The following is a 20,860-nucleotide window of genomic DNA, read 5'->3' as shown; positions in this document are numbered from 1 at the left end:
GGGTTGAAGGGGGATGGAGGGCTTGTGGGTGCACTTTTTTATTGCGGATTTCGGAGTGGGTGCACCAGTGCAGGGATATCCATGGAAAGAAGGGTCGCCGCAGGACCTGTAGCAGCCGGACGCAGGCTTCGCCAGCTGCTACATGGGTCGTGATATGGCCTCAGGATCCCTTCAGGCCGAGATTCCCCAACCTTCGCGCACCGCCCGCCGAATCCCCTCCAGCAACATCGCAAACGCCGGGTTGTCATTATTCTCCCGCCAGATCAGATGCAACTCACTCTGCACCCCTTCACCCAGATCGATATCGCGAAACACCACGTTCTTGAACACCACGCTGGTCGCGCAGCGGGGGACCAGGGCCAGGCCCATGGCGGCGTTGACCAGGGCGAGGATGGTCAGGGAGGAGCCGAGCCATTGCACGTAGTCGGGGGCGACGCGGGCCGAGCGCAGGGTGCCGGTCAGCAGTTCGTTGAAGGGCGGGTAGGCGACGTGGGAATACATCAGGAAGGGCTGGGCGTCGAGGTCCTGGACCGACACCGTGGCCGCCGTGGCCAGCCGATGGCTGCTGGGCACCGCCAATACGAACGGCTCGCGCACCAGGCATTCGGTGGAGTAGCCGGGCTCCAGCAATGGCGCACGGGCGATGCCCAGATCGACACGGCGGGCGCGCAGAGCTTCGTGTTGCTGGTAGGTGTTCATCTCCGCCAGGTCGATTTTCACGTGGGGCTGAGTCAGCCGCGCCTCGGCGATGACCTTTGGCAAAAACTCGTAAACCGCGCTGCCAACGAAACTGATATTGACCGAGCCGATGTCGCCCTCGGCAAACCGCCGCGCGGTGACCGCCGCTTGCTGGGCACGCTCCAGCAGGTTCTGCGCTTCGACGAAAAAGGCACGGCCAGCGGCGGTCAGCGCAACGCTGCGGGTGCTGCGGGTAAACAGCTCGACCCCCAGGTGATGCTCCAGCAACTGAATCTGCCGGCTGAGCGGCGGCTGGGTCATGTTCAGGCGTTCGGCGGCGCGGCGGAAGTTCAGTTCCGTGGCCACGGTGGTGAAGCAGCGCAATTGAGTCAGTTCGAACATTGATCTAATCCGGGTATCAATCGAATGCCAAGTTAGATTAGACGGGATCAATGCACGCGTCCATCATCGGCCCAGATCTGAAGCCATCCCTAAAAAAACAATGATCGGGAGTCGCCCCTTGAAAACCCTCCAGAGTCCACCCGACCCGAACGCGCTGGCCCGCGCTGCTGCCAAGGTCAAGCGCCATGTGCTGCCGCTGTTCGTGATCATGTTCATCGTCAACTACATCGACCGGGTCAACATCGGTTTCGTGCGCAGCCACATGGAAACCGACCTGGGCATCGGCGCTGCCGCCTATGGCCTGGGTGCCGGCCTGTTCTTCGTCGGTTACGCGATCTTCGAAGTACCGTCCAACATGCTGCTGCAACGCTACGGCGCCCGCGCCTGGCTGACCCGCATCATGTTCACCTGGGGCGCCGCCGCGATGGCGATGGCCTTCGTGCGGGGCGAGACCAGTTTCTATGTCCTGCGCTTCATCCTCGGCGCCGCCGAAGCGGGCTTCTTCCCCGGCATCATCTATTACTTCACCCAGTGGCTGCCGGCGGCGGAACGCGGCAAGGCCATGGCGATCTTCCTCAGCGGCTCGGCCATAGCCTCGGTGATCTCCGGCCCCGTGTCCGGCGCGCTGCTGCACATCAGCGGCCTGAGCCTGCATGGCTGGCAGTGGATGTTCCTGATCGAAGGCTTCGCCTCCATCGTGCTCTGTGGGTTCGTCTGGTTCTGGCTGCAATCCCATCCACGGGAAGCGAAGTGGCTCAGCGAAGAAGAAAAGGCCGCACTGACCGCTGCCATCGACCAGGAGCAGCAGGCTCGCGATGCCAGCCGTACCGTCAAGCCATCGGTGTTCAAGTTGCTCGCCGACCGGCAGATCGCGCTGTTCTGCTTCATCTACTTCTCCATCGCCCTGACCATCTACGGCGCCACCTTCTGGCTGCCGAGCATGATCAAGAAGATGGGCAACCTCGGCGACTTCCAGGTCGGCCTGTTCAACTCGATCCCCTGGATCATCTCCATCGTCGCGATGTACGGCTTCGCCGCCATGGCCAGCAAATGGAAATACCAGCAGGCGTGGGTGGCGGTGACGTTGGTGATCGCGGCATTCGGCATGTTCATGTCCACCACCGGCGGCCCGGTGTTCGCCTTCGTCGCCATCTGTTTCGCAGCCATCGGCTTCAAGGCGGCCTCGGCGCTGTTCTGGCCGATCCCGCAAGGCTATCTGGATGCGCGGATCGCCGCGGCGGTGATCGCCCTGATCAACTCCATCGGCAACCTCGGCGGCTTCGTTGCACCGACCACCTTCGGTTTCCTGGAACAAACCACCGGTTCCATCGAGGGCGGCCTGTATGGCCTGGCGGCGACCTCGTTGCTGGCAGCCATCGTGATCTTCTTCGCCCGCACCTCGCCAGCCGGCACCGCAGTGAGCGGCGCGGAAAAAAAGCCCCTCAGTCATCAAGCCCTGAAATCTGATCCATCGGGAGCAGCCTCTTGAAAATCACACGAGTCACCGTCACCCCAATCGCCTTCCGTGATCCGCCTTTGCTCAACGCCAGCGGCATTCATGAACCCTTCGCGTTGCGCTCGATCATCGAAATCGAGAGCGACAACGGCTACATCGGCCTGGGTGAAAGTTACGGCGACGCCCCGGCGCTGGCGATCCAGCAGCAGTTGCAAAGCCAGCTGATCGGCCTGGACCCGTTCAACCTCAACCAGCTGCGCGCGATCGTCCAGGCCACGGTGGCGGCGAACAAACCGGCGAGCATTGCCGGGGCGGAACTGGCGCCCGGCTCCCATGCCAGCAAGGCGGTGAGCAACGCCTATTCGGCGTTCGAAGTGGCGTTCCTGGATTTGCAGGCGCGTTCCTTGAACGTACCGCTGGTGGACCTGCTGGGCGGGGCGATCCGCGACGAGATCCCGTTCAGCGCCTATCTGTTCTTCAAGTACGCGCAGCACGTCGATTCGCCCTACAAGCCGGACAACTGGGGCGAAGCATTGAGTGAAGAGCAGATCGTCGGCCAGGCGCGGCGGATGATCGAGGAATACGGCTTCAAGAGCATCAAGCTCAAGGCCGGCACGCTGCCGCCGGAGCATGAAGTGTCGTGCATCAAGGCGTTGAAGAAGGCTTTCCCGGGCTATCCGCTGCGCATCGACCCGAACGGCAACTGGTCCCTGGAAACCTCGATTCGCATGGCCGAGCTGCTGGGCGATGACCTGCAGTATTACGAAGACCCGACCCCGGGCCTGGACGGCATGGCCGAGCTGCACAAGCGCACCGGGCTGGCGCTGGCGACCAACATGGTGGTCACCGATTTCGACGAATTGCGCCGCAGCGTGGCGCAGAACAGCGTGCAGATCGTCCTCGCCGACCATCACTACTGGGGCGGCCTGCGCGACACCCAGGCGCTGGCGAAAATGTGCGAAACCTTCGGCCTGGGCGTGTCCATGCATTCCAATTCGCACCTGGGCATCAGCCTGATGGCCATGGCTCATGTCGCCGCGTCGGTGCCGAATCTGGATTACGCCTGCGACACCCATTACCCATGGCAGGAGCCGGACGAAGAGGTGATCAAGGGCGGCAAGCTGCCGATCGTCGATGGCTGCGTGAAGATCACCCGGGCACCGGGGCTGGGCGTGGAACTGGATCACGATCAACTGGGCAAGCTGCACGACCAGTACCTGACCTGCGGCATTCGCCAGCGCGATGACGTGAAGCAGATGCAGAAGTACAAGCCGGAGTGGAAGGCGGTCAAACCGCGGTTCTGATCGCGGGGTTCAAAAGAGCATGTAGCAACCTTGCCCGGGCAGCGTGGTCGCGCTGGCCCGGGCTTTTTTGTGGGAGCAAGGCTTGCTCCTACGGGGCCTTCAATGCCTTGAGGTATTCGGGGCTGTCGCTGATGGAGTTGTGGCCCGTGCCCGCGATCACCCGCAGCGTCGCCACACCCTCCTGGAAATGACTGAGCAGCCGCCGGGTGCTGGACGCCGGAATCACCTCATCATCCTCGGCGGCGATCAGTTGCGTCGGCACGCTGATGTGTTCGGCATAGCGCCAGGATTCGAATTTGTCGGTCAACAACCAGTGCACCGGGAACATGCGAAATTGCCGGGTCGCCAGTTCCTCGAGGCTGTTGTAGGGCGTGACCAGCAGCAACTCCGTCACCGGACGAACGCTGGCCAGGCGCACGGCAACGCCGGACCCAAGGCTGCGACCCACCAGAACAATCTGCGGATGCTCGGCATAGATCTTGTCGAACAAGGCCATGGCATCCCGGGCGATGGCTTCCTCGGAAGGCGAGCCGCCGCTGCCGCCATAACCTCGGTAATGCATGAAATACAGCGCCCGATCAGCAAAGGCCTTGGCGAACGAGGGCAGGCTGCGGGAAACGTCCTCGGCATTGCCGCCAAAATAAATCAGCGCCTTGGGACCGTTGTACGGACGGGTCGACACGTTTACCTGCACGTCATCCACCGTCAGGCTCAACAGCGGCGCCGACGTGTCGCCCCGGGGTTGCGGGTAGTAGATGAGCGCGCGCTGAAACACGAACAGGGCCGCGCACAGCGCCAGGTACAGCGCAGCGAGCAGGACGACAGGCAACACCAGGGTTCGGGACATTCGGCTAACGTTAGTGGGCGGCATCAAAGGCTCCGGGTGCTGTCAGAGTGTAGCGGGCGGTAAAGGAGGGCACCGATGCCCAGCATGCCTCAATGGCTCGATGTACGGCCTTCTGAACGTTCGGCCTTGATATTGGGCTTCGCGTTCCATTTCTGCGTGCTGGCCAGCTATTACCTGGTGCGCCCGCTGCGTGATGCCCTGGGCCTGGAAGGCGGCGCCGACAAACTGCAGTGGCTGTTTACCGCGACCTTCGTGGTCATGCTGCTGATGGTGCCGGTCTTCGGCGCCCTGGCGTCGCGCCTGCCGGCCACGCGCTTCGTACCGCTGATCTACCGCCTGATCGCGGTGTCGATGCTGGTGTTCGGCCTGCTGATCGCCAATCACATCGCCCCGGTGACGGTCGGGCGGGTGTTCTTCGTCTGGATCAGCATCTACAACCTGTTCATCGTCTCGATTTTCTGGAGCGTGCTGGTCGACCGCTTTTCCAGCGAACAGGGCCGGCGACTGTTCGGCTGCATCGCCGCAGGCGGTACCTTGGGCACCTTTATCGGGCCGCTGCTGGCGGCGACCATGGCCACCCGGCTGGGGCCGATGGCGCTGACCCTGGCGGCGGCGCTGTTGCTGGAAGTGGCGGTGCGTTGCTACCGGGGGCTGCTGGCGCGCACGCAATCGCAGTCCGGCAGTTCGCTAATCGACGAACGGCGCATGGGTGGCAGCATGCTCGCCGGCATCACCCTGATTGTGCGGTCTCCCTACCTGTTGGCGCTGGTGCTGTTCATGCTGCTGCACACCAGTGCCGCGACCTTGTTGTACTTCGAACAGGGACGGATCGTCGCTGGCAGCTACGCTGATACTGGCAGCAGGACGCAATTCTTCGCCGTGGTCGATCTGATCGTCTCGGCGCTGACCCTGACCTTGCAGTTGCTGCTGACTGCGCCGCTGATCCGCCTGGTGGGCATCGGCGGGGCGCTGGTGGCGATGCCCCTGGCGACCATCGTCGCGTTTGCCGCCATGGCGCTGGCACCGGTGCCGACCACGGTGGCGCTGGCCCAGGGCCTGCGGCGGGCGGTGGAGTTCGCCCTCGTGCGGCCGGCCCGCGAGGTGCTGTGGACGGTGGTCAGCCGCGAGGAGAAGTACAAGGCCAAGAACGTGATCGAGACCCTGGTCTATCGCGGTGGCGACGCGGCCAGTGGCTGGTTGTCCGCCGGGCTGACCGCGCTGGGCGCAGGCTTCGGCCTGGTGGCGGTGGTGATCGTGCCATTCGCCGGGGTGTGGGCCTGGACCTGCCTGTGGCTGGCCAGGCAACAGGCCCGACAGGCCGAGGCGCAACCACGCAAGAGGGAGATGTCATGAGCCATGCGGACGGTTTCACCCGCAGGGAAATACTCACGCTGGCTGCCGGTGTTTCGGCGGTCCTCACGTTCGCTCCGGCGGTTGCGCAAACCGTGCTGGCGACGGGAACAGGAGGCAAGACCATGCAGACCCGCGCCATTCCTTCGAGCAACGAGCCACTGCCGGTGGTCGGGCTGGGCACCTATCGCGGTTTTGACGTGTCCCCTGAGGACGCGGCGTACAAACAGTTGCCCGGGGTGCTGCGCGCGTTGTTCGAGAAGGGCGGGACGGTGATCGACAGCTCGCCGATGTACGGGCGCGCGGAAGAAAACACCGGCGAATTGCTGTCGATCCACGAACCACGCTCGCCGGCCTTCCTGGCGACCAAGGTGTGGACCCGTGGCCGCGAGGAAGGCATTGCGCAGATGGAGCAATCCTTCAAATTGCTGCAGACCGACCGCATCGACCTGATGCAGATCCACAACCTGCTGGACTGGCAGATCCACCTGCCGACCTTGCGCCACTTGAAGGAGCAGGGGCGCATTCGCTACATCGGCATCACCCATTACACGGCATCGGCCTATGAGGAAGTGGAAGCGGTGCTCAAGGCCGAACAGCTGGATTTCCTGCAAATCAACTACGCGCTGGATGATCGCGGCGTCGAGAAGCGCATTCTGCCGCTGTGCAGGGAGCGCGGCGTGGCGGTGATCTGCAATCGGCCGTTCGGCGGTGGCGGGCTGCTCGGCAGGCTCAACGGCAAACCGCTGCCGGGCTGGGCCGCGCAGGTCGGGGTCAAGACCTGGCCGCAGATGGCGCTCAAGTTCCTGCTGTCGCATTCGGCGGTGACCTGCGTGATTCCCGGCACCGGCAACCCGCGCTACATGGCGGAAAACGCCGGGGCGGGCTTTGGTCCGGCGCTGACCGACGCCCAGCGTTACCAGTTGATTGCGCTGGTGGAATAAGTCGTTTTCCCGTAGCTTCGACCGCTCGTCAGTGTGTCTTGAAAGCTCTTCTATACTGTCCGCGCTGGCTGGCGCAGCGCCCCTGTCCACTACTGCAAGGAGATCGAAATATGGCAATTCGTATTGGCGACGAAGCACCGGATTTCACCGCCGACACCACCGAAGGCAAGCTCAATTTCCACGAATGGATCGGTAATGGCTGGGCCATCCTGTTTTCCCATCCCAAGGACTTCACCCCGGTGTGCACCACTGAGCTGGGCTATCTGGCCAAGCTCAAGCCGGAGTTCGACAAGCGCAACACCAAGATCCTGGGCCTGAGCATCGACCCGGTCAGCGACCACGAGAAGTGGGTCGGCGACATCGAGGAAACCCAGGGCAGCGCGGTCAACTACCCGCTGATCGGCGACGAAAACCTGGTGGTGGCCAAGCTCTACGACATGATCCACCCCAACGCCAGCGGCGGTTCGCGCACGGCGGTGGACAACGCGACCGTGCGTTCGGTGTTCCTGGTGGGCCCGGACAAGAAGATCAAGGCGATGCTGATCTACCCGATGAGCGCGGGGCGCAATTTCGATGAAGTGCTGCGCCTGCTCGATTCCCTGCAGCTCAATGCCAAGCACACCGTTGCCACGCCGGTGAACTGGCGTCCGGGGGAAGATGTGATCATCCCGACGTCGGTGTCGGATGAGGATGCGAAGAAGAAGTATCCGGATGGGTACAAGACGTTGAAGCCGTATCTGCGGACTGTGGCTCAGCCGAAGTAACTGTCTCTACACATTCCCTGTAGGAGCTGTCGAGTGAAACGAGGCTGCGATCTTTTGATCTTATAAACGCAAGATCAAAAGATCGCAGCCTTCGGCAGCTCCTACAGGGGGGTGTGATCAGACCAGGTATTTGCGAAACCACCCCAACGTCCGCTCCCACGCCAGATCGGCCGCCGCCTTGTCATACCTCGGCGTCGAGTCGTTGTGGAACCCGTGATTGGCACCCGGATAGATAAACGCCTCGTACGTCTTGCCATCGGCCTTCAGCGCCTTTTCAAATGCCGGCCAACCCTCGTTGATCCGCGTATCCAGTTCCCCGTAATGCAGCATCAGAGGCGCCTTGATCCGAGGCACGTCCTTGGCATCCGCCTGGCGTCCGTAGAACGACACCGCCGCCCCCAGTTCCGGATAGGCCACGGCCGCCGCGTTGGTCACGCCACCGCCATAACAGAAACCGGTGATGCCGACTTTGCCGCTGCCTTCGGGGTGTTTCATCATCCATTCGACGGCGGCGAAGAAGTCGTTCATCAGCTTGGTCGGATCGACCTTTTCCTGAAGCTCGCGGCCCTTTTCGTCGTTGCCCGGGTAACCGCCGACCGACGTCAGGCCATCCGGGGCCAGGGCGATGAACCCGGCCTTGGCCAGGCGCCGGGCGACGTCTTCGATGTAAGGGTTCAGCCCGCGATTCTCATGCACGACCACCACTGATCCGACCTTGCCGGTGGCCTTGGCCGGGCGCACCAGATAACCGCGTACCTGGCCGTTGCCCTTGGGGGACGGGTAGGTGATGTACTCGGCGAGGATGTCCGGGTCGGTGAACTCGACCTGCTCGGCCAGGGCGTAGTTGGGGCTCAGCGAGGCCAGCAGCGCACTGGCGGTCAAGCCGCCGAGGGTGAACAGCGCCGCGCGGTCGAGGAACTCGCGGCGGTTGATCAGGCCGTGGGCGTAGTAGTCGTAGAGCTCCAGCAGTTCGGGGGCGAAGTCTTTGGCGGTGAGACGGGTCATGGGTGGTTCCTCTCATCTGATTGAATACGGACCGCCCTTTGCAGGAGCGAGGCTTGCCCGCGAAGGCGTCCTTGAGATTGTCAAAAGCTTCGCGGGCAAGCCTCGCTCCTACAGAGGGACGGGGGGTTATTTGAGGGACTGCGCACCGGCTTTTGCCACCTGCGCATCCTGCTCGGCCTTGACCCCGGACACGCCCACGGCGCCGATGACCTGGCCATCGACGATGATCGGCACGCCGCCTTCCAGCGAGGTCAGCAGGGGCGCGGTGACGAATGCGGTGCGTCCGCCGTTGACCATCTCTTCATAGCTCTTCGATTCGCGCCGGCCCAACGCGGCGGTTCGGGCTTTTTCGGTGGCGATGTAGGCGGTGATGGGCGCGGCGCCGTCGAGGCGTTCGAGGGCCAGGGGATGGCCGCCGTCATCGACGATGACGATGGTCACCAGCCACTGGTTGTTCTGCGCCTCGGTGTGCGCGGCGGTGAGGATCTTCATCACTTCGGCCTGGCCGAGAATGGCTTTGCTCTTCATCGAATTCTCCAGCGTGTTTGATCTGAAACACGACCCCTGAGTTCACCTCTGACCCTGTAGGTCAGGGCAAAGCCCCTTCGACCACCTCGATCCAATGCCTGACCGGCGTTCGCCCCGCACCATCGAGGTGCGACTGGCAGCCGATGTTGGCCGTGACAATCACTTCAGGGTAGCCGTTTTCCAGCGCGTTCATTTTGTTGTCCCGCAGTTGCCGCGACAGTTCCGGCTGGGTCAGCGAGTAGGTGCCCGCCGAGCCGCAGCACAGGTGGCTGTCGGGCACAAAGGTCAGGTTGAAGCCCAGGCGTTCGAGCAGTTTCTCCACGGCGCCGCCGAGTTTCTGCGCGTGCTGCAAGGTGCAGGGGCAATGGAAGGCCAGGCGATGGGCGTTGTGGATGCCGAGCTTTTCCAGCGGTTCGTCGCGCAGCACTTCCACCAGATCCTTGGCCAGCGCGCTGACCCTTCGCGCCTTGTCGGCATAGGCCGGGTCGCTGGCGAGCAGGTGGCCGTAGTCCTTGATGAAGGCGCCGCAGCCGCTGGCGGTCTGCACGATGGCCTCGGCGCCTTTCTCGATGCTCGGCCACCAGGCGTCGATGTTGCGGCGGGCGCGATCCAGGCCTGCGGCCTGGGCGTCCAGGTGATAGTCCACGGCGCCGCAGCAACCGGCTTCGCGGCACGGCGTGACGCTGATCCCCAGGCGATCCAGCACCCTGGCCGCCGCGACATTGGTATTGGGCGACAGCCCCGGTTGCACGCAGCCTTCGAGCATCAATACCTGCCGCGCATGACGAGTGGCCGGGCGCGGTTTGCTCAGCGTGGCACTGCGCGGCAGTTTGCTTTGCAGGGCGTCGGGCAGCAGGGCGCGGAACACCTGGCCGCTACTCACCAAGCCCTTGAACAGATCGGGATGCGGCACCAGCGTGCGCAGGCCCTCGCGCAGCAGGCGCTGACCGATGGGGCGCGGGACCGCCGCGTCGACCACCGCGCGGCCGATGTCCAACAGGTTGTGGTAGTCGACGCCGGAGGGGCAGGTGGTTTCGCAGTTACGGCACGACAGGCAGCGGTCCAGATGCTGCTGAGTCTTCTGCGTGACCTCGTTGCCTTCCAGCACTTGCTTGATCAGGTAGATGCGCCCGCGCGGGCCGTCCAGTTCATCGCCCAGCAGTTGGTAGGTCGGGCAGGTGGCGTTGCAGAAACCGCAGTGCACGCAGGTGCGCAGGATGCTGTCGGCTTCTTCGGCACGGGGCAGGCGGCGGGCGTTCTCGCTCAGGGTGGTCTGCATGGTTCAAAGCTCCGCGTACAGGCGACCGGGGTTGAAAATCCCCCGGGGGTCGAGTTGCTGCTTGAGGCTTCGGTGATAGCGCATCAGCGCCGCGGACAGTGGGTGGAACGGGCTGTCGGTGAGGCCGTGGCTGTAGCAGGTGACGTGCCCGCCGAACTCCTCGACCACGTGGCGGATGAAGGCGTCTTCGGCGTCGGACTTGAGCCAGCGCTGGGCGCCACCCCAATCGATCAGCTGCCGGCCGGGCAGGGACAGTTTCGGCGTGTTGTGCGGTAGCGACAGGCGCCAGAGCGGTTGGTCCTCGTCGAAAAACGCCAGGCGATGCTCGTTCAGATCCTCCCAGAAACCGCCGTCCAGCCACTCGCCGCCCAGGCGGTCACGGGCCGAGGCCACCGAGCCTTCGCCACCTTCCAGGCGCAGGTACAGGCGTTCGCCGTCATGGCATGCGGCGCTGATCGGCAAGGGTTGTTGACCCCATTTCGCGAGGTTCTGCAGTGCACGATCGCTGGTCATTTCCAGGCTGATGCTCAGGGTTTGCCGGGGTTTGGGCAGGACCTTGAGCGAGACTTCGGTGATCAGGCCCAGGGTGCCGAAACTGCCGGCCATCAGGCGCGACAGATCGTAGCCGGCAACGTTTTTCATCACCTCGCCGCCAAAACGCAGGTGCCCGCCAAATCCGGTGATCACGCGGGTGCCCAGAACGAAGTCGCGTACCGAGCCGGACCACGGCCGCCGTGGCCCGGACAGGCCGCAGGCGATCATGCCGCCGACGGTGGCGCCGTCGCCGAAGGCTGGCGGTTCGCAGGCCAGCATCTGTTGCGCGGCGTCGAGCACTTGCGTCAGTTGGGTCAGTGGCGTGCCGCAGCGCGCGGTGATCACCAGTTCAGTCGGGTCGTAGCTGACGATGCCGCGATGGGTGCGGGTGTCGAGGATTTCCCCGGCGACGATGCGCCCCAGAAAGGCCTTGCTGTTGGAGCCTTGGATGCGCAGCGGCGTAGCATTTTCCAGTGCCAGATTGACCTGTTCGAGCAGCGCCTGGCTGTCATCGAAATCGTCTGTGCCGTGCATCAGAATCGCTCCAGGTCAGGGAAGGGCAGTTGCCCGGCATGCACGTGCATGGCGCCGAACTCGGCACAGCGGTGCAGGGTCGGGATGTTCTTCCCGGGGTTGAGCAGGCCGCTGGGGTCGAATGCTGCTTTGACGGCGTGGAACAGGGTCAGTTCATCGCTGTTGAACTGGGCGCACATCTGATTGATTTTCTCGCGGCCGACCCCGTGTTCGCCGGTGATGCTGCCGCCGACTTTCACACACAGTTCGAGGATCTTGCCGCCCAGGGTTTCGGCGCGCTCCAGCTCGCCCGGCTGGTTGGCGTCGAATAGAATCAGCGGGTGCATGTTGCCGTCGCCAGCATGGAACACATTGGCCACCCGCAGGTTGTATTCGGCGGACAACTCGGCGATGGCCCGGAGCACGCCGGGCAACTCGCGCCGGGGGATGGTGCCGTCCATGCAGTAATAGTCCGGCGACAGGCGGCCCACCGCCGGGAAGGCGTTCTTGCGCCCGGCCCAGAAGCGCACGCGCTCGGCTTCATCGCGGGCCAGGCGCACTTCGGTGGCACCGGCCTGTTCCAGCACCTGGCGCACGCGGGTGCAGTCTTCGTGGACGTCGGCTTCGACGCCATCGAGTTCGCACAGCAGAATGGCTTCGGCCTCGACCGGGTAGCCGGCGTGGATGAAGTCCTCGGCGGCGCGGATCGCCAGGTTGTCCATCATCTCCAGGCCACCCGGGATGATCCCGGCGGCGATGATGTCGGCCACCGCGCGGCCGGCCTTTTCCACGGAGTCGAAGGCGGCGAGCAGGACCTTGGCCGATTGCGGCTTGGGCAGCAGCTTGACGGTGACTTCGGTGATGACACCGAGCATGCCTTCGGAACCGGTGAACAGGGCGAGCAGGTCGAGGCCGGGGGCGTCCAGGGCATTGGAGCCCAGGGTCAGGCATTCGCCGTCGACGGTGAGGATGTCGACCTGCAGCACGTTGTGCACGGTCAGGCCGTATTTCAGGCAGTGCACGCCGCCTGCGTTTTCGGCGACGTTGCCGCCGATGGAGCAGGCGATCTGCGACGATGGGTCCGGCGCGTAGTAGAGGCCGTATTGCGCGGCGGCCTGGGAAATGGCGAGATTGCGCACCCCGGGCTGGACCCTGGCAGTGCGGGCTTCGGGGTCGATGTGCAAAATCTGATTGAAGCGCGCCATTACCAGCAGCACGCCTTTTTCCAGGGGCAGGGCGCCGCCGGACAACCCGGTGCCGGCGCCGCGGGCAACCACGGGTACACGGCGTTCGTGGCACAGGCGCAGCACGCCCTGAACCTGGGCGATATCGCGCGGCAGCACCACCAGCATCGGCGTGGTGCGGTAGGCCGACAGCCCGTCGCATTCGTAGGGCTTGAGTTCTTCGGTCTGGTGCAGCACTTCCAGATCCGGCCACTGCGTGCGCAGAGCCGCCAACAATCCGGCCTTGTCCACGTCGGGCAGGGCGCCGTCGACGCGTTCATCGTAGAGAATGTTCATGGTCGCTTAACAATACTCCCTTCATGAAAAGCCCGGGCGATCGCCCGGGCTTTTCAAGACCTAATAGGCTGGCCGCAGAACCTGTAGCAGCCGGACGCAGGCTTCGCCAGCTGCTACATGGATCGCGTTTTGTTTTAAATCCCCATCAATGCCCCACCACCATATGACTGAACGGCGCCACATACGCCTGCAACGTCACCAACCCGCCCACCAGCACCGCCAGCACGATCGAGTGGAAGAACACGTAGCGCAGAATCTCCCCTTCATGCCCATACCAGCGGGTCGCGGTGGACGCCACCACGATGGATTGCGCATCGACCATCTTGCCCATGACCCCGCCGGAGCTGTTAGCGGCGGCCATCAGCACGGGGCTCAGGCCCAATTGCTCCGAAGTGACCCGTTGCAAGCCGCCGAACAGCACGTTGGACGCCGTGTCCGAGCCGGTCAGCGCCACGCCGAGCCAGCCGAGCAGGGTGCCGAACATCGGGTAGAATATCCCCGTCGCGGCGAAGGCCAGGCCCATGGTGGCGTCCAGTCCCGAGTAGCGCGTGAGGAAGCCCAGGGCGAGCATCGCGGTGATGGTGATCAGCGAGTAGCGCACCACCCAGATCGTGCGCAGGTACTGCTTGATCAGCTGCGGAATCGAATAGCCCATCAGCAGGCCGCCGACGATGGCGGCCAGCAGGATGCCGCTGCCGGTGGCAGTGAACCAGGTGAATTTGTACACCGCTTCCTCGACTTTCGGCGCGGGCACCACCGGCGGCACTTTTTCGATCTGCTGGTGGATGGTGGTGAAGGTCAGGACCGGCGCGAACACCGGGTTGGCTTCGCGCAGCGGTTTGCCTTGTGGATCGAGCTTGGCGGCGCTGGTGGCCGGATCGATCGCCGCGCGGGTGTCGAAACTGTTCTTGAAGCCCTGAGTGCCCCAGGCGAACACGAAGATGGTCAGGATGATCCACGGCATCCAGGCGCGCATCACGGCCTTTTTCGAATCGCCGGAAAAGGCTGCGGTGGGCTCGGGTTTGCTGGCGTATTCATCGTCGATTTTCGAATCGTCGACCCGGCCGGTCAGCGCCGCGGAGGTGTGTACGGTGGCCGGTTTCCAGACCTTGAGGAAACCGGTCAGGCAGGCCATGGAAATCAGCGCGGCGATCACATCCACCAGCATCGGCCCGTGGTAGTTGGAGACGATGAACTGCGGCACCGCGAAGCTGACCCCGGTGACCACGATCGCCGGCCAGATCTCCATCATCTTGCGCCAGCCGGCGAAGGCCCAGATCAGCCAGAACGGTACGATCACCGAGAAGAACGGCAGCTGCCGGCCGACCATCATCGACAGCTCCATCTCATCGAGCCCGGTGACCTTGGCCAGGGTGATGATTGGCGTACCCAGGGCGCCGAACGCCACCGGTGCGGTGTTGGCGATCAGCGCCAGGCCCGAGGCGGCCAGGGGCGAAAAGCCCAAACCGATCAGAATCGCCCCGGTCACCGCCACCGGCGTACCGAAACCGGCGGCGCCCTCGAAGAATGCGCCGAAGCAGAAGGCGATCAGCAGCAGTTGCAGGCGACGGTCGTCGGTGATTCGCGCCAGGGAGTCCTGCAGCACTTTGAACGAGCCGTTTTCGGTGGTCAGCCGGTGCAGAAAGATGATGTTCAGCACGATCCAGCCAATCGGCAGCAGCCCGTTGGCCGCACCGTACAACGCGGCGGAACCGGCCATGTTGGCGGGCATGCCGAAGGCGAAGATGGCAATCACCAGCGCCGAAACCAACGCCAGTATCGCGGCCAGGTGTGCCTTGACATGGAAGAACGCCAGCGCCGCCAGCATCACGACGACCGGCACGGCGGCCAGGAGGGTTGATATCACCGGGTTGTTGAACGGATCGTAAATTTGCTGCCAGACCATGTTCACCTCTGCTTCTTATTGTTGGACGTGCAGACCCCAGGGGGGACGGTGGCTTGTAGTATAGGTGGCATTGCGCTGCTGTCAGATTCGGCAGCCGGGCCTGCGAATTCGAGGGTCTGAGCTAGCCTTTGCAGTAAGGTTCGAATCCAGCACGGGAGGAAAACAGCAATGACCGAGCGCCATATTGAACACAAGGAAACGCTGTCCAACGGATGCAGCATCCGGGTCAAGGCCGAAATTCTCAAAGATGGATCGCTTGGAATGTTCATCGGCGTCTACCGCCCGGACGGCTCGGTGATTGACGAAAATCACGATCCCAAGCCGCACATGCTCGACATGGAAGCGGCGATGGATTGGGGCGTGGATATTGCGAAGGGGATCGGGAATAGTCAGCGGACGTTGTAGCGGCCGGGCCATAGCATGTTTGGGTTTTTCGGCGCCGGCCGAAAGGCGAAAACGGTCTAATAACCCGGTTCCCTTTTTTCGGTGCTTTGCTAATCTGAACCCTGTAGGTGAGAACGCAGACTGATGCGCAAGCGGATAGCGAGGACGCGTGGGGCGCGCTCCGAAGGGTACACGGTTAGAAAGATCTCCGCGCTGAGATCCAGCCCTTATGCCGTGTGAAGCAGGACAGCGCATTGCTGTACCTGTGAGAGTCCTGATAAACCTCGTAAGCCAGAGACCAGCACTGGCCACCTACTAAACCCACTAAGAGCCCGCCTTGTGCGGGCTTTCTAATTTCCGGCATCCAGAAAAATCCCCTCAATGCCCACCGCTCTCCTGTAGGAGCTGACGAGTGAAACGAGGCTGCGATCTTTTGATTGTGTTTTTAAAGCAAGATCAAAAGATCGCATCATTCCGTGCGGGTATCAGACGAGGTTGATGGTCACGTCGATATTGCCCCGCGTTGCCTTGGAATACGGGCAGGTCTGGTGGGCGGCGTCTACCAGGGTGCGGGCCAGGGTGGGGTCTATGCCTGGCAGGCTGACGTTCAGGCGGGCCTGGAGGAAGAAGGCGTTGTCGGTCTTGCCCAGGTCGATTTCGGTGGCGACGCTTACGTCCGCCGGCAATGCCATCTTCAACGCCGCCGCCGCCTTGCCCATGGCACCGATGAAGCAAGCCGACCAGCCGGCGCCCAGCAGTTGCTCGGGGTTGGTGCCGCTGCCGGACGAACCCGGAGGGGACAGCTTGACGTCCAGGCGCCCGTCGTCGCTGCGGGACTCGCCCTGGCGGCCGCCGGTGGTGACGGTCTTGCCGGTGTACAGCACGGTTTCGATGTTGTTGATCATGGGGGCTCCTGAAATTTTCGGCATTTGGGCCCGGGTGTCGCTCGAAGGAGCGAAGAACACCGCAAGGGCGACAGGCGCACTTTTTCATCCCCATGTAGGCCGCGTGTGTCGTGAACCGACGGTTGTGTATCGCCGTGTAGATTCGCGGGCAAAACCTACACAACGATACAAACCCGCTTGCCTCGGCACGTTCACACAACCGACAGACGGCATTTGCTAGCCTGCGTCCTCCGTCACCGAGCAGGCCACCTTCGATGTTCACTCTGCGTGTCATGACCCTGGACGATTACGATGCCGTCATCGCCCTCATGCGCAACACCCCCGGCATTTCCCGCAACGCCAATACATGACGGGTCATTGGCGAACCCCTGAGCGCGCCACAATCCGCGGCCGGCGGGACTCCTGCAGCAGCCTGGAAAAGGCCTGTTTGTCCATTGGCCGGCTCATGAAATAACCCTGCACTTCATGGCATTGATCGGAATCGAGGATCCCCAGCTGTTCCTCGGTTTCCACCCCCTCAGCGGTCACCGTCAGGCCCATCGCCTTGCCCAGCCCGATGATCGCCTGCACCACCGCGCGGTCGTTGCCGCCGCTGGCGATGGAGGCAATGAAGCGCTTGTCGATCTTCAGCCCGTCGAACGGATAGGCGCGCAAATAACCGAGGGACGAATAGCCGGTACCGAAATCGTCCATGTTCAGACGCACGCCGAGTTCCTTCAGCGCGTTCATGGTGGTAAGTGCGCCGTCGGTGTCGTTGAGCATCACGTTCTCGGTGATTTCCAGCTCCAGGCGACTGGCGGGAAAACGCGTCTCCACCAGCACTTGGCGCACATCCTCGACCACGTCGCTGAGAGCGAATTGGGCGGGGGAAAGGTTGACCGACAACAGAATGTCCGCCGGCCAGGTCAACGCCGTTTCACAGGCCTCGCGCAGCACCCAGCGGCCCAGTGGCACGATCAGGTCGGTCTGCTCCGCCAATGGAATGAATCGGTCCGGCCCCAGCAGGCCCTGGGTCGGATGCTGCCAGCGCACCAGGGCTTCCACCGAGACGATTTTCTTGCCGTCGACCTTGTAGCGCGGCTGGAAATGCAGGACGAATTCGTCGTTTTTCACCGCCCGGCGCAAGTCGTCTTCCAGTTGCAGGCGGCTCTGGATCTGCTCGCTCATGTGCGATTCGAAATAGCACCAGGTGTTCTTGCCGTCGGATTTGGCCTGGTACAGCGCGATGTCCGCATAGCGGATCAGATCACTGGGCACATGGCCGTGGCGACGGCTCAGGGCGATGCCGATGCTCGCGCCGATCTGCAGATTGTGACCTTCGAACAGGATCGGCTGATGCAGGCTGCCGATCAGGCGGGTGCAGAATTTGTCGATCTCGTGATGGCTGTCCATGCCGTGCAGCACCACCACGAATTCATCACCGCCCAGCCGCGCGACGATGTCGTGCTCGCGAGTATATTCGCGCATGCGCGCGGCGACTTGCTGCAGCACCGCGTCGCCCGCGGGATGACCCAGGGAATCGTTGATCGGCTTGAAGTTGTCCAGGTCGATCACCAACAGCGACAGCGGCACGGATTGCTCCTTCAGTGACAGGGCTTCATCGAGAAAGCGCGAGAGCTTGTTGCGGTTCGGCAGGCCCGTCAGCGCGTCGTGCATCGATAGGTGCTGGATCTGAGCGTGGGCGGCGACTTCATCGGTGATGTCACTGGCGGTGCCGCGAAAGCCGACCAGCAGGCCTTTGTGTCGGATGGGCCGCGCCGACAATCGACAGCAACGCTGCTGGCCCGATTGATCGCGGTAGGTGCAACGCAGGTCGCTGGCGTGGCTGCCATCGGCAATTTTATGCAGCCACAAGTCCAGGGGCATGGTGTCGCAATACAGCACCTGCTCGATGTTCTTCCCCAGACATTGCTCGACCGAGAACCCGGTCACTTCACTGAAGCGCCCGGACACGTAGGTGATGGTCTGCTGGTTGTCGATTTCCCAGATCCAGTCGGAAGCCGCTTCGGCCACCGCGCGGAACCGCTCCTCGCTGGACTCCAGCGCATGGTTGGCGGCTTCCAGCGCCTGGTTCGAGGCTTGCAGTTGCGCGTAGCTCTTATCGACGTAGTCCGATGAGCGCAGCGCATGGCGAAAGAAATAGAAGGTCAGCAACAACATCAGCGTCAGTGACCCACCGAGTGCGGGCAGCAGCGACCACAACAGATGTTCGCCAGGACGCTGCATTTGCGCGACCAGGCTGAAGCCGGTGTTGTCGAGCGGTACCTTCGGCTGATCCGCGTCGATCTGGTCATCGGCGGCGAGGTCGAGGTCGATCAAGCCGTAGCTTTCGCCCAGTTTCTCAAGCTTGGCCGGGGTCAGCTTGTCGACGAACAGCAGCACCGACGTGGACTGCGGGTCTTTGATCTGGTGTTCGTCATTGGGGATCACGGCAGCGGCGGTGACCAGTGCAGGCAGGCCCTCGAACAGTCCGTAGGTACTGACCGGCCTGGTCAGATCGGCCGAGCTTTGTACCTGTTCAATCAGCGGCGGAACGGAGGCTTTCAGGTACCTGGAAATATCACCCTGGACCAGCTCCCCGCGAATCATCGCGTACTTGGTCCGCGCCCGGTCGATGAGAAACACGCCTTCGTAGCCGTCGCTGGTGAACATGGTTTTGCCGACGTTCTGTTCGGTGTAGGCCCAGTTCACATCGACCTCGCCATTGAAATGCTCGTAGGCCGGCGTCCAGTAGGAGTAGCTGGTCATGTAGTTCTGCGAATTGGCGATGCGGTTTTCCAGGGCCCGGGCTGAATAGAAGCGGATATCCGCCGCGTCCTCTTCGTCCAGATGACTGGCGATGCTCAACAACACGGCTCCGGCCGCGAACACACCCGCAATGAACAGCGCGCCGATGGCATACGCCAAACGCCGGGTGACCGGGCTTTGCCGAGTGGGGAGGGGGGATGCAGCGCAAGAAACGTCCATTTACGCGTCCTTGGATCCAGTGGCACTGCATCTAGAGGGGCGATTTGGGTGGATCGTTCAGACTTTCAGATGGATACGCCGTACGTCTCCTTGTGGGAGCGAGCCTGCTCGCGATGGTCGCCAACGATAACGCTGGATGCCTGATGCCCCGCGGTGGCCGGGCTTCCATCGCGAGCAAGCTCGCTCCTACAGGTGTAATCACTGACTACTGCCAAACATCTACCTTTCCAATGACGCAAGGCACGCCAGGTGGTAGATGAGTTTTGATGACGTCTACCACTTGTTCTTTTTTGTGCTTATTGAAGAAAACGTAGAGGCTTCCGGACGCCATGTAACTTCCGTCTTTACTCGGTGCAATGAATTCGAGTTCGACCATGTCCCGGTTTGTCGCAACGGTTGATTTTGTCAGCTGTGTCCAATGGTAGAAATTATTGTGGTATTCGGTTTGCATTTCCTGATAACTCTTGGAGTTAGCCATGGACAAGTACATCAACCCCATACCACCTGGGCCGATCAACGCGCCGATGAGAAATGCCGGATCAATGCTCGCCATGCAGATGAAAATCACTGCGGTGATGCCGGTAAACCATTTTAGAAATGGCAACATCCATCTTGGGAAGTGTTTCCATTTGCAATATTCCACACCGAATTGAGTGATGCGATAGGCGAAGTTTATTCGTTGATGGGTCATGCTCAAGATTACAAGTGACATTAATGCATAGAAAAGTAAACACCACAAAGTTCGCCAAGGTTGGCTTATGTCGTGGTAGGCGGTGTATAGGAAAACAGAAAGTGCGAGTAAAAAAAACAGCATGAATGCAAGCATGCAGTTCGCCACAAACGTGTTGTAGTTACGCGCCCGTATGGACCACGCCATTGACTCTTGCTCTTCAGCATGTTTCCAGTGGAGTTGCAGCGGCAACTCAAGCGTTTTGTCAAAGTTAAACATTTCAGGGCTCCTCCATTAGCTCAGTTAGGAATGAGCAGTTTCAGAAGCTGGGTTGTTTGTTCTCTCAGTACGATGCCGTCCGTTTCCTCTAGCTCGCCGCTGAAAGCATTGTTGGCGCGGCCTGCTTCACTTGGGCTCCACTCAAGAGCCATTCGAAACAGGTATCCGCGGCCATCAGCACGCTGAAGCACGCCGGGCGGATACTTGATCTCCAGTTCAAGGACCGGATTGTCTTTGGGTAGATGGATCCAGACTTGCCACAGACGGTGCTGTTCCTTGCCGGTGTAAATGAAGTCAGCCGGATTGTCTTTGGAGCCTGGGCCGTCGGGTAGCTGTCCGAGCAGTTTCGGATCGATCCAGTAGCCATTCAGGAAGTGTTCGTAGAACCTGTCTTTAGTGCTTTGCAGTTCGTCGACATAGAACAGATGTGTCTGGATCATGGCCGGTTGCAGGGTCACATCCTTGCCTGCCAGTGCATTCGGCACCTGAATCTGTAGCCAGAAACCTAGATTTGTTCTAGGCGTGCTGCCCCCGCCGGAGGACAAGGCTCTGCCGCCTACAGTGGGACGTTGCAGGGTTTCCAGCAGCGCTTGCATTTGCTTGAAGTGGCCTTCATCGCCATGCC

Annotated in this window: 17 protein-coding genes and 2 pseudogenes; 7 read left to right on the top strand and 12 right to left on the bottom strand. The window is 62.2% G+C overall.

Translation table 11 applies throughout. The annotated features are described in order from the left end of the window. Nucleotides 1–171: 171 nt before the first annotated feature. Nucleotides 172–1,080 carry a LysR family transcriptional regulator gene (locus tag HNO86_RS29240; protein WP_175380414.1) on the bottom strand — a complete coding sequence of 303 codons (909 nt, stop codon included), beginning with the start codon at nt 1,078–1,080 and terminating at the stop codon, nt 172–174. Nucleotides 1,081–1,198: 118 nt separating this feature from the next. Between HNO86_RS29240 and HNO86_RS29235 the strand changes: the two genes are divergently transcribed. Both HNO86_RS29235 and HNO86_RS29230 read left to right on the top strand, forming a co-directional pair. After that, entirely contained in the window at nt 1,199–2,569 is a 1,371-nt protein-coding gene (locus HNO86_RS29235) for an MFS transporter (RefSeq protein ID WP_175380413.1), read from the top strand. Next, complete coding sequence (locus HNO86_RS29230) at nt 2,566–3,840, top strand: glucarate dehydratase family protein (RefSeq protein ID WP_175380412.1); 1,275 nt, start codon at nt 2,566–2,568, stop codon at nt 3,838–3,840. Before HNO86_RS29235 ends, HNO86_RS29230 begins: the two co-directional genes overlap by 4 nt. A gap of 88 nt (nt 3,841–3,928) precedes the next feature. Here HNO86_RS29230 and HNO86_RS29225 read toward each other — a convergent pair whose 3' ends face one another. Next, nucleotides 3,929–4,711, bottom strand: coding sequence for an alpha/beta hydrolase (locus HNO86_RS29225; protein ID WP_175380411.1), 783 nt, complete (start codon nt 4,709–4,711; stop codon nt 3,929–3,931). A 51-nt stretch (nt 4,712–4,762) separates the two neighbouring features. Between HNO86_RS29225 and HNO86_RS29220 the strand changes: the two genes are divergently transcribed. From HNO86_RS29220 to HNO86_RS29210, 3 genes are all read left to right on the top strand, one after another. Further along, nucleotides 4,763–6,040, top strand: a complete 1,278-nt coding sequence (locus HNO86_RS29220) for an NTP/NDP exchange transporter (protein ID WP_175380410.1) — start codon at nt 4,763–4,765, stop codon at nt 6,038–6,040. Beyond that, on the top strand, nt 6,037–6,981 hold the full coding sequence (locus HNO86_RS29215) for an aldo/keto reductase (protein ID WP_175380409.1): 945 nt from the start codon (nt 6,037–6,039) through the stop codon (nt 6,979–6,981). The genes HNO86_RS29220 and HNO86_RS29215 overlap by 4 nt, the downstream gene beginning before the upstream one ends. Before the next feature lie 110 nt (nt 6,982–7,091). Next, nucleotides 7,092–7,745 (top strand): peroxiredoxin, encoded by a 654-nt coding sequence (locus HNO86_RS29210; protein WP_175380408.1) that lies wholly within the window; start codon nt 7,092–7,094, stop codon nt 7,743–7,745. A gap of 117 nt (nt 7,746–7,862) precedes the next feature. On the opposite strand, the gene yghX is transcribed toward HNO86_RS29210, so the two are convergent. The 6 genes from yghX to HNO86_RS29180 all read right to left on the bottom strand — a co-directional run bounded on the left by yghX (nt 7,863) and on the right by HNO86_RS29180 (nt 15,030). Continuing rightward, nucleotides 7,863–8,750, bottom strand: coding sequence for a YghX family hydrolase (gene yghX / locus HNO86_RS29205; RefSeq protein WP_175380407.1), 888 nt, complete (start codon nt 8,748–8,750; stop codon nt 7,863–7,865). Nucleotides 8,751–8,876: 126 nt separating this feature from the next. Beyond that, the gene (locus HNO86_RS29200; protein ID WP_175380406.1) at nt 8,877–9,278 is read right to left on the bottom strand and encodes a heme-binding protein; all 402 of its coding nucleotides are present in this window, start codon (nt 9,276–9,278) and stop codon (nt 8,877–8,879) included. 61 nt (nt 9,279–9,339) lie between these two features. Further along, nucleotides 9,340–10,557, bottom strand: coding sequence for a glycolate oxidase subunit GlcF (gene glcF / locus HNO86_RS29195; protein ID WP_175380405.1), 1,218 nt, complete (start codon nt 10,555–10,557; stop codon nt 9,340–9,342). Nucleotides 10,558–10,560: 3 nt separating this feature from the next. Next, on the bottom strand, nt 10,561–11,625 hold the full coding sequence (gene glcE, locus HNO86_RS29190) for a glycolate oxidase subunit GlcE (protein ID WP_175380404.1): 1,065 nt from the start codon (nt 11,623–11,625) through the stop codon (nt 10,561–10,563). Continuing rightward, on the bottom strand, nt 11,625–13,124 hold the full coding sequence (gene glcD / locus HNO86_RS29185; protein ID WP_175380403.1) for a glycolate oxidase subunit GlcD: 1,500 nt from the start codon (nt 13,122–13,124) through the stop codon (nt 11,625–11,627). The genes glcE and glcD overlap by 1 nt, the downstream gene beginning before the upstream one ends. Nucleotides 13,125–13,269: 145 nt before the next feature. Next, nucleotides 13,270–15,030, bottom strand: coding sequence for an L-lactate permease (locus HNO86_RS29180; protein WP_175380402.1), 1,761 nt, complete (start codon nt 15,028–15,030; stop codon nt 13,270–13,272). A gap of 168 nt (nt 15,031–15,198) precedes the next feature. Between HNO86_RS29180 and HNO86_RS29175 the strand changes: the two genes are divergently transcribed. Then, entirely contained in the window at nt 15,199–15,435 is a 237-nt protein-coding gene (locus tag HNO86_RS29175; protein WP_175380401.1) for a hypothetical protein, read from the top strand. A 464-nt stretch (nt 15,436–15,899) separates the two neighbouring features. Here the strand turns inward: HNO86_RS29175 and HNO86_RS29170 are convergent, their stop codons facing one another. Next, nucleotides 15,900–16,319 carry an organic hydroperoxide resistance protein gene (locus tag HNO86_RS29170; protein WP_175380400.1) on the bottom strand — a complete coding sequence of 140 codons (420 nt, stop codon included), beginning with the start codon at nt 16,317–16,319 and terminating at the stop codon, nt 15,900–15,902. 254 nt (nt 16,320–16,573) lie between these two features. Between HNO86_RS29170 and HNO86_RS29165 the strand changes: the two are divergent. Further along, nucleotides 16,574–16,654 (top strand): annotated as a pseudogene (locus HNO86_RS29165) (GNAT family N-acetyltransferase); the annotation flags it as partial. 19 nt (nt 16,655–16,673) lie between these two features. On the opposite strand, the gene HNO86_RS29160 reads toward HNO86_RS29165, so the two are convergent. From HNO86_RS29160 to HNO86_RS29150, 3 genes and pseudogenes are all read right to left on the bottom strand, one after another. Further along, nucleotides 16,674–19,286, bottom strand: coding sequence for an EAL domain-containing protein (locus tag HNO86_RS29160; RefSeq protein WP_175380398.1), 2,613 nt, complete (start codon nt 19,284–19,286; stop codon nt 16,674–16,676). Nucleotides 19,287–19,491: 205 nt separating this feature from the next. Beyond that, nucleotides 19,492–20,235 carry a hypothetical protein gene (locus HNO86_RS29155; protein WP_175380397.1) on the bottom strand — a complete coding sequence of 248 codons (744 nt, stop codon included), beginning with the start codon at nt 20,233–20,235 and terminating at the stop codon, nt 19,492–19,494. 20 nt (nt 20,236–20,255) lie between these two features. Then, nucleotides 20,256–20,860 (bottom strand): annotated as a pseudogene (locus HNO86_RS29150) (hypothetical protein); the annotation flags it as partial.

The organism is Pseudomonas sp. C1C7 (assembly GCF_013359595.1).
Taxonomy (GTDB): Bacteria; Pseudomonadota; Gammaproteobacteria; order Pseudomonadales; family Pseudomonadaceae; genus Aquipseudomonas.
This window is presented reverse-complemented; position numbering and strand designations above follow the sequence as displayed.

Bases quoted from the DNA above. Each gene is read 5' to 3' on its own strand.
- HNO86_RS29240 (WP_175380414.1), bottom strand. From the start codon at position 1,080: ATGTTCGAACTGACTCAATTGCGCTGCTTCACCACCGTGGCCACGGAA.
- HNO86_RS29225 (WP_175380411.1), bottom strand. From the start codon at position 4,711: ATGCCGCCCACTAACGTTAGCCGAATGTCCCGAACCCTGGTGTTGCCT.
- HNO86_RS29220 (WP_175380410.1), top strand. From the start codon at position 4,763: ATGCCCAGCATGCCTCAATGGCTCGATGTACGGCCTTCTGAACGTTCG.
- HNO86_RS29215 (WP_175380409.1), top strand. From the start codon at position 6,037: ATGAGCCATGCGGACGGTTTCACCCGCAGGGAAATACTCACGCTGGCT.
- HNO86_RS29210 (WP_175380408.1), top strand. From the start codon at position 7,092: ATGGCAATTCGTATTGGCGACGAAGCACCGGATTTCACCGCCGACACC.
- yghX (WP_175380407.1), bottom strand. From the start codon at position 8,750: ATGACCCGTCTCACCGCCAAAGACTTCGCCCCCGAACTGCTGGAGCTC.
- HNO86_RS29200 (WP_175380406.1), bottom strand. From the start codon at position 9,278: ATGAAGAGCAAAGCCATTCTCGGCCAGGCCGAAGTGATGAAGATCCTC.
- glcF (WP_175380405.1), bottom strand. From the start codon at position 10,557: ATGCAGACCACCCTGAGCGAGAACGCCCGCCGCCTGCCCCGTGCCGAA.
- glcE (WP_175380404.1), bottom strand. From the start codon at position 11,625: ATGCACGGCACAGACGATTTCGATGACAGCCAGGCGCTGCTCGAACAG.
- glcD (WP_175380403.1), bottom strand. From the start codon at position 13,124: ATGAACATTCTCTACGATGAACGCGTCGACGGCGCCCTGCCCGACGTG.
- HNO86_RS29180 (WP_175380402.1), bottom strand. From the start codon at position 15,030: ATGGTCTGGCAGCAAATTTACGATCCGTTCAACAACCCGGTGATATCA.
- HNO86_RS29175 (WP_175380401.1), top strand. From the start codon at position 15,199: ATGACCGAGCGCCATATTGAACACAAGGAAACGCTGTCCAACGGATGC.
- HNO86_RS29170 (WP_175380400.1), bottom strand. From the start codon at position 16,319: ATGATCAACAACATCGAAACCGTGCTGTACACCGGCAAGACCGTCACC.
- HNO86_RS29160 (WP_175380398.1), bottom strand. From the start codon at position 19,286: ATGGACGTTTCTTGCGCTGCATCCCCCCTCCCCACTCGGCAAAGCCCG.
- HNO86_RS29155 (WP_175380397.1), bottom strand. From the start codon at position 20,235: ATGTTTAACTTTGACAAAACGCTTGAGTTGCCGCTGCAACTCCACTGG.